Source organism: Nocardia amamiensis, assembly GCF_015477605.1.
In the GTDB taxonomy this organism is placed as follows: Bacteria; Actinomycetota; Actinomycetes; order Mycobacteriales; family Mycobacteriaceae; genus Nocardia; species Nocardia amamiensis_A.
The window spans coordinates 70056-77221 of record NZ_JADLQX010000030.1; the positions used below are offsets into that span (position 1 = coordinate 70056).

Sequence of the window (7166 nt, forward strand, 5' to 3'; positions counted from 1 at the left end):
TGCGGTTTCCCGTCGCGGCGTGCGGATGCGTGCGACCAGGCGCCATGCGCTACTCGAGCATCCTGAAGAAACGGCCGCCACGGTATCGATCCGCGCCGAGCCGTCGCCCTGGGCGGCGGGGATTCGCATTCGCGGTTTTCGGTATCGGATGCCGGGTACGCCCGCTCAGAGCCGGTCCTGGCAGGCGACCGGCGTCTCCCAGCCGACAGGAGGTGGCGATGCGTATCGGATACAAACTGGCGGCCGAGGCATACGGTCCGAACGAGCTTGTCCGCCAGGCGATCCGGGCGGAGGAGGTCGGATTCGACTTCGTCGAGATCAGCGATCACTTCCATCCGTGGCTGGACAATCAGGGGCATTCACCGTTTGCCTGGACCGTGCTCGGCACCATCGCCGCGAAGACCGAGCGGATCGGTTTGGCCACCGGCGTGACCTGCCCGATTCTGCGGTACCACCCCGCGATCATCGCCCAGGCGGCAGCCACTCTCGCGATCCTGTCCGGCAACCGGTTCACCCTGGGGGTGGGCTCGGGCGAACGCCTCAACGAACACGTGGTCGGCGGTGAGTTTCCCCCGGTGCGCATCCGGCAGCGGATGCTCCGCGAGGCGCTCGAGATCATCCGGCTGCTCTGGCGGGGCGGCTATCACTCCTATGATGGCGAATTCCTGACCGTCTCCGAGGCCCGGGTTTTCGATCTGCCCGACGATCCGCCGCCGATCGCCGTCGCCGGTGGTGGGCCCGAGGCGGCCCGGATCGCCGCCGAGCTCGGTGACGGCCTGTTCGCCACCGAACCGAGATCGGACCTCGTCGAGCGCTACCGCGCCGCGGGCGGTGCGGGTCCGCGCTACGCCGAGGTCGGCATGGCCTGGGCTCCGGACGAGGAGACGGCCGCCAAGGCGGTGCTGGACACGACGCGGTGGGCGGTCACCGGCTGGAAGGTGATGAGCGAACTGCCCAACCCGGTCAACTTCGCCGCCGCCACCACCACGGTCCGCCTGGAGGACATCGTCGACAACTTCGCCTGCGGCCCCGAGCCCGCGCCCTATCTGGACGCCGCGAAGCAGTACGCCGACGCGGGCTTCGATCATCTCGTCATGCAGAACGCGGGCCCCGACCCCGACGGCTTCCTGGACTTCTACCGCCGCGAACTCGACGGACCCCTCCGCGCGTTGAACCCGGCCTGAGCGCAGGGCCAGGATGAGATCAGTCCTGGATCCAGGATCCGTGGATTCCACCAGGTACTCGGCGGGGCAACTCGACAGCCGCGATGGCAGGAGCGGTGAAGTCGTGGGCGTCGAGGATCAGTAGTTCCGAGGTCCCCGTGGCGGAATCGCCGACGATGGTGAGCAAGTAGCCGTCGTCCTCGCCGGTGGCCTGCGCACTGGGCACGAAGACGGCTTCGCCGGGCACCCGGCCGGGCCCGGTCGGCGCGAGGAACCGCTCGCCGGTGTCGTTGTCGTACTTGAGGATTCCGATGCCGTCGAACCCCGAGCCGGGGAACGCGACGGCGTAGCTGTAGCGGTTGCGACGGCCGGCGTAGGCGTCATTGATCGTGGGGAAGTCCGTGATCAAGGTGTCCAGCACTTCCTCGTAGGCCCGGGGTGCTCCGGGTTCGAGCACGTAGCGGTGTTGCAGGGCACCGCCGTTCGGGGAGATCGGGTGCCCTGGTGCGCCGATCCACCACTTCCACGATGTCTCCCAGGCCGAGCGGTCGAAGCGCGGTCCTTCCACCACGACGCGGCCCGCCGCGTCCTCGTGGGCGTTCGAGACATGCAGCAGGGCACCGGGTTCCACGTCGTACCAGGTCACCGCTCCGTTCCCGGACCGCGGCAGGATGCCTATGCGAGGCTGGTAGCTGTCGCTCCAACGGTAAGGAATGCCCGAGCTCTCGGCGGGATCGAAAACCACCGACATGTCCAGCCATACCAGATAGTGCTCGGTGATGGCGAAGTCGTGCATCAACGACGGCCCAGCTCCCTCGACGACCCGCTGATGAGTGATGATGCCTTCCGCGGAGGCGGCGTAGTAGATCAAGTGCGGCGGCACAGGGGAGTAGGCGAAGAAGTGCAGCTGCCCGGTGACCGGATCCTCCTTGGGGTGCGCGGTCATGGCGGTGGTGAGCTTGCCGCCGAAGTCGTAGGCCCCCAGCGTTTCCAGTTCAGGAGTCAACTCGAACGGCAGATTGGCCTCTTGCAGGGCGAGGATCCGTCCGGCGTGCTCGATGATGTGCGTGCCCGCCACGCTGGCGGCCAGATCGACGCTGCCGTCCGCGCGGAGCAGTGGCGCTCCGTCGAGGGCGGGAGTCCGCACCCATCGGTTGCGGTACCACTCGGCTCGACCGGCACGCAACCTGAGGCCGTGGATCATGCCCGCTCCCTTGAACCAATGCGTCGGCACATCACCGGGTTTCGGGTTGTGGCCGTTGCGGAAGTAGCGGCCGTTCAGCTCGGGAGGGATCGCACCCCGCACGGTCAGGTCGTGTGCGGTGATCTCGTCCGGGACGGGTTCGTAGTGTGCGGTGAGGTAGGGCTGGTCGGGCATGGCGGCCTCCTGTGGATTCGGGATGTGGAGCGGGACGGAGCGGCCGCGGGTCACGGCAGTTGTTCGGGGACGATGACGACCTTGCCGGTTACCGTGCGTGATTCCGCGAGGGCGAGAGCCCGGCTTGCGTCGGTAAGCGGGAAGCGTGCGGCGATCTGGGCGCGCAATTCGCCGCGTGCGGCCAGGTCGAGGACGGCTTCGAGGTCTTCGGCGAGGCGGCTGCGGAACCGAGCGCGACGGCGCTTGCCGGACCAGATGTTGTAGAAGTGGGCGGAACGCTTGTTGGGCAGCATGTTCCACCACATCAACTGTGCGAACAGCTTCAGCACCGGGAGCCGGGAGTTTCCGTCTTCGTCCTTCGTCGACGCGCTTCCGTAGGCGACGAGGGTTCCGCCGGTCGTGAGCAGGCCGAACGAGTCCACGATGCTGCGGCCTCCCAGGTGGTCGAATACCGCGTCCACGCCGCCGGGGGCCAGTGCCCGCACCTGCCGCGGCACATCGCCGCGGTAGTCGACCGGGATCGCGCCGAGCGCCTGTACCGCCGCGGCATTACGGGGCGAAGCAGTCCCGATCACCCGGATGCCTGCGACACGGGCCAACTGCACGAGTGTCGATCCGACACCGCCGTTCGCCCCGTGTACCAGGATCGTCTGCCCCGCATGGGCTTTCGCGATCCGGTGCAGCATCTGCCACGCGGTGATGCCATTGACCACGAATGTCTCCGCTTCCGCGGCCGTCAGGCCGGTGGGCACCGGGACCAGGTCGGCGGTCTCCAGCACGAGGTGGCTGCTCCAGCCGCCGACCTTCGTCAGCGCCGCGACCCGCTGTCCGAGCAGTGCCGCGTCGCCGTCGGCGCCGACGGCTGTCACTTCGCCGACCACGTCGTAGCCAGGGGTGAACGGAAACGGCGGCTGGTCGTAGTACTTGCCGCGCCGCATCTGCTGCTCGGCGAACGAGACCCCGGTGGCTTCGACGCGTACCAGCGCTTGGCCGGGCCGTGGCGGCGGCAATTCGCGCCGGCTGATCGTCAATCCGTGCGGCTCTACCCGCCCGGGCAGCACGACTACTACGGCGGTGATCGGCGTCGTGGCGGTGGTGTCGGACATGAGCAACTCCTAGTGTGTGACTGATCAATCACTCTGTGACTGAAGAAAATGCCCCTTGGGGGCTGAGAAGTATCGAATGGGGGTCAGGGCATGGTTCGACCAGCTGGCGTTCGCGTCACATCCCTTCGTCAGCGCCGCGAGCATTGGGGTGCCGAATGCCGGCGGTGAGGATCGATGCCCAGTTGCCCTCGTTGTCGTCGAGCCCGAGCGTGGTGATCAGATGGCACAGCTGCCCATAGGCCATGAACCGCTGCACCTGATCATCGGTCGCGTCCGAACGGGTCTTCGTGTAGTCGGTCACCCGTTGCAGACCACGGCGCACAGCGTCGGCGATTTCCGGGATGTCGGCGGCCGACTGCGCGTGAACCTGCAGCATGAGCAGGCTCTTGTCCGCGATCAGCTCGGCATACGCGCCACCCATCTCATGCAGAACCTTCTCCGGATCGCCGCCCGGTACGCGCGCGGCGCCGGTTGCCAACGATTGCTCGACCAGTTCGTAGCAGCGATCCAGCGCGGCCACGAACAGCTCGACCTTGCTGGGGAAAAGCTTGAATACGTACGCGGGGGAAATGCCCGCCGCCGAGGCCACGGTGTTGATCGGCGTCCCGTGGTATCCGGATTCGGCGAACTCCGCGATCGCCGCGTCGACGACAGCCTCGCGGCGGGCATCCGATGTAGAGAGCGTGGCTCGGCGCTTGGTCATGTGAGTGACTGTACACTCACTCTGACGCGCAGGCAATCCAGATCCGGATCACGGTCACCGCGTCAGCGGGCGACCAGCACTTTCCCGCGACGAGGTAGTGCATTGGAACCACTGGTGACGTCATCGCACCGTCGGGTCGATCAGGACACCGGGATTGAGAATGCCCGCCGGGTCGAGCGCCGATTTGGCCGCGCGCAGAGCGGCGGCGAAGGGATCGGGTCGCTGGCGGTCGTACCAAGGGCGGTGGTCGCGGCCGACGGCGTGGTGGTGCGTAATGGTGGCGCCGGAGGTCTCCAGCGCCTCCGATACCGCGTTCTTGATCTCGTCCCACTGCTCGACGGTCCGGCCCCAACGGCCACCGGCGTAGACGCCGAAGTAGGGCGCGGGCCCGTCCGGGTAGACGTGCGTGAACCGGCAGGTGACCACGCCGGTCACGCCGACGGAGCGGAACGCGGCGGTCGCCGCGGCGAGCACCGTCTCCCGCAGGGCCTCGAAGCGATCCCAGGTGCACGCGGTTTCGAATGTTTCGACGATCATCGACTGGGCGGCGAGCGCATCGCGCTGATACGGCATCCGCAGGAACGACGAGCGCCAGGAGTCCACTGCGCCCGGGCGCGCTGTGTCTTCCGCCGAATCGGTGGTGCGGACGCCATCAGGCGTCGTGCCGCCATGGTCGCGGCAGAGTTGCACCGCACGCCGCATCGGTTCGTCCACCGGATGGTCGGCGGACTCGAATCCGAGAACCAGGACACCCCCTGCGGCGCTGGTTCCGGCATTGATGAACGCCTCGACCGGATCGAGCAGGCGACAATTCGCCGGATACAGCCCGGCCTGGGCGATCGCCCTCGTCGCGGCGACGGCGTTTCCGTAATCGTCGAACACCACCGAGGCTCCGGCACGCCAGCGCGGACGATCCTGTAGTCGCATCCAGGCCTCGGTGATCACTCCGAGGATGCCCTCGGACCCGAGGAACATGCGGTCCGGCGAGGGGCCCGCGCCCGAAGCGGGCACCCGGCGCGATTCGCTGATCCCGATCGGTGTCACCACTCGCATCGACTCGACCATGTCGTCGATGTGGGTATAGACGGTCGCGTAATGACCGCCCGCCCGGGTGGCCAGCCAGCCGCCGAGCGTGGAGAACTCGAACGACTGCGGAAAGTGCCGCAGGGTCAAGCCATCGGGGCGCAGTGCGGCTTCCAGCGCTGGACCGAGTATGCCCGCTTGGATCCGGGCCGCGCGGCTGGTGCGATCGAGCTCGAGTATTCGCCCCAATCGGCCGAGATCCAATGCGATGGTGCCGGCGAAGTCGCCGGTGCACCGCGGTTCTACACCACCCACCACCGACGTTCCACCGCCGAACGGCACCGCCGCGACGCCCGCGCTCGCGCACCAGTCCAAAATGTCGACCACATCCTGCTCGGTCCTCGGCCGCACCACTTGATCGGGGACGTGATCGACCAGGCCGAGCAGATTACGGACTACGTCGCGGAACGCCTGCCCGTGCCCGTGCGAGACGCGATCACGGAGTTCTTCCGACGCCAGATGCGCCAGCGAACCCGGCGGCTGGACGCGGGGGGCGGGCACGTCCAACGACACCGGATCGGGCGCCTCGTGTACCGCGAGGTCGGCCCCGGGCAGCACGGCCGCGACGCGCTTCGTCAGCGCCGCTCGTTCGGCGCCGGTGACCGCGTCCTCGACGTTTCCCCATCCCCACCACGACCTCGTCACGGCCACTCCTTCGACCCGCTGCGCTGACATCGACCCGAACGTAAATTACGTTCCGGGCCGTGGTTCCGGGGCGACTTCTACTTCTGGAGCGAGTGGAACTCAGCTGAGGCGCATGGGCGCTACCTCAGGATGGGGCCTGCGACGCTAGCGAGCGCCTCGCTCTCCCCGCTGTCGCACTGGACAATTCAGCGCTGCCGGACCGCGGCGCGATGGCGGCTCGACGGTGCGGGCGAGTACCTGCGGACCGTAATAGCCTGATTCAGATGGAGTGATATTGGTCACATTCGGCTGCTCAGTTGAAAACCCTCTTATCCAGATGTTCTCCGCATCACACGATGTCATCGCACAACACCGGCCGGGGTACTCCTATGAGCTTTCCCAACCTCGCCGCGCCGATTCGATCGGCGTTCGCTAAGGTCCGTTCTGCACGCTCGGGTCATGGTTCACGCATTTGAGGCACTGCTTCTGGCTCCATAGCCAGAGCGGACACTGATCGACCAGAGAGTGAACTCGCCACCGTATGACCCCGTCACGTCGTTCCGCACGTCGCGCCCATCATTCACGAGCACGCAATCTCCTGTTCCCCCAGCTGCTCACCGCCGCGGTCGACACAGCGTTCGATTCCACCGCGCTCCGGTACAATCCCACCGGCGATCCGGCTGACCAGCGTGAGCTGACCTATCGGGAGCTGGACGCGATGTCGTCGCGGCTGGCCCGTTACCTGATCGGGTACGGCGTGGGTCCGGGGGACTTCGTCGCGGTGGCGATCACCCGTTCGGTCGAGTCGGTGCTGGCGATGTGGGCGGTCGCGAAGACAGGGGCCGCCTACGTGCCCGTCGACCCCGCGTACCCGGTCGATCGCATTGCGCACATGCTCTCCGACTCCGGTGCCGTGCTCGGTGTGACCGTCTCGGCCCATCGGGTAGGGCTGCCGAGCCCCGGTATCGAGTGGATCGAGCTGGATGTGCCGGTGCATCGGGAGAAGATCGCTGTGGAGGCGGCGCATTCGGTGTCGTATCTGGATCGGCTGCGTCCGTTGTCGGAGCAGCATTTGGCGTATGTGATCTATACGTCGGGGTCGACGGGTA

Annotated in this window: 6 protein-coding genes; 2 read left to right on the forward strand and 4 right to left on the reverse strand. The window is 67.2% G+C overall.

The features are described 5' to 3' along the window. Window positions 1–218 precede the first annotated feature (218 nt). Window positions 219–1184: a TIGR03557 family F420-dependent LLM class oxidoreductase gene (locus tag IU459_RS29825; RefSeq protein WP_195132920.1), complete on the forward strand. Its 966-nt coding sequence runs from the start codon at window positions 219–221 to the stop codon at window positions 1182–1184. Window positions 1185–1203: 19 nt separating this feature from the next. Here IU459_RS29825 and IU459_RS29830 read toward each other — a convergent pair whose 3' ends face one another. The 4 genes from IU459_RS29830 to IU459_RS29845 all read right to left on the reverse strand — a co-directional run bounded on the left by IU459_RS29830 (window position 1204) and on the right by IU459_RS29845 (window position 6108). After that, on the reverse strand, window positions 1204–2541 hold the full coding sequence (locus tag IU459_RS29830) for a carotenoid oxygenase family protein (RefSeq protein WP_195132921.1): 1338 nt from the start codon (window positions 2539–2541) through the stop codon (window positions 1204–1206). Window positions 2542–2591: 50 nt separating this feature from the next. After that, window positions 2592–3647, reverse strand: coding sequence for a medium chain dehydrogenase/reductase family protein (locus IU459_RS29835; RefSeq protein WP_195132922.1), 1056 nt, complete (start codon window positions 3645–3647; stop codon window positions 2592–2594). Window positions 3648–3762: 115 nt separating this feature from the next. Continuing rightward, window positions 3763–4350, reverse strand: coding sequence for a TetR/AcrR family transcriptional regulator (locus IU459_RS29840; protein WP_195132923.1), 588 nt, complete (start codon window positions 4348–4350; stop codon window positions 3763–3765). A gap of 120 nt (window positions 4351–4470) precedes the next feature. Next, complete coding sequence (locus IU459_RS29845; RefSeq protein WP_195132924.1) at window positions 4471–6108, reverse strand: FAD-binding oxidoreductase; 1638 nt, start codon at window positions 6106–6108, stop codon at window positions 4471–4473. A gap of 490 nt (window positions 6109–6598) precedes the next feature. Between IU459_RS29845 and IU459_RS29850 the strand changes: the two genes are divergently transcribed. Next, a partial coding sequence (locus IU459_RS29850) for an AMP-binding protein (RefSeq protein ID WP_195132925.1) occupies window positions 6599–7166 on the forward strand: 568 nt, incomplete at its 3' end.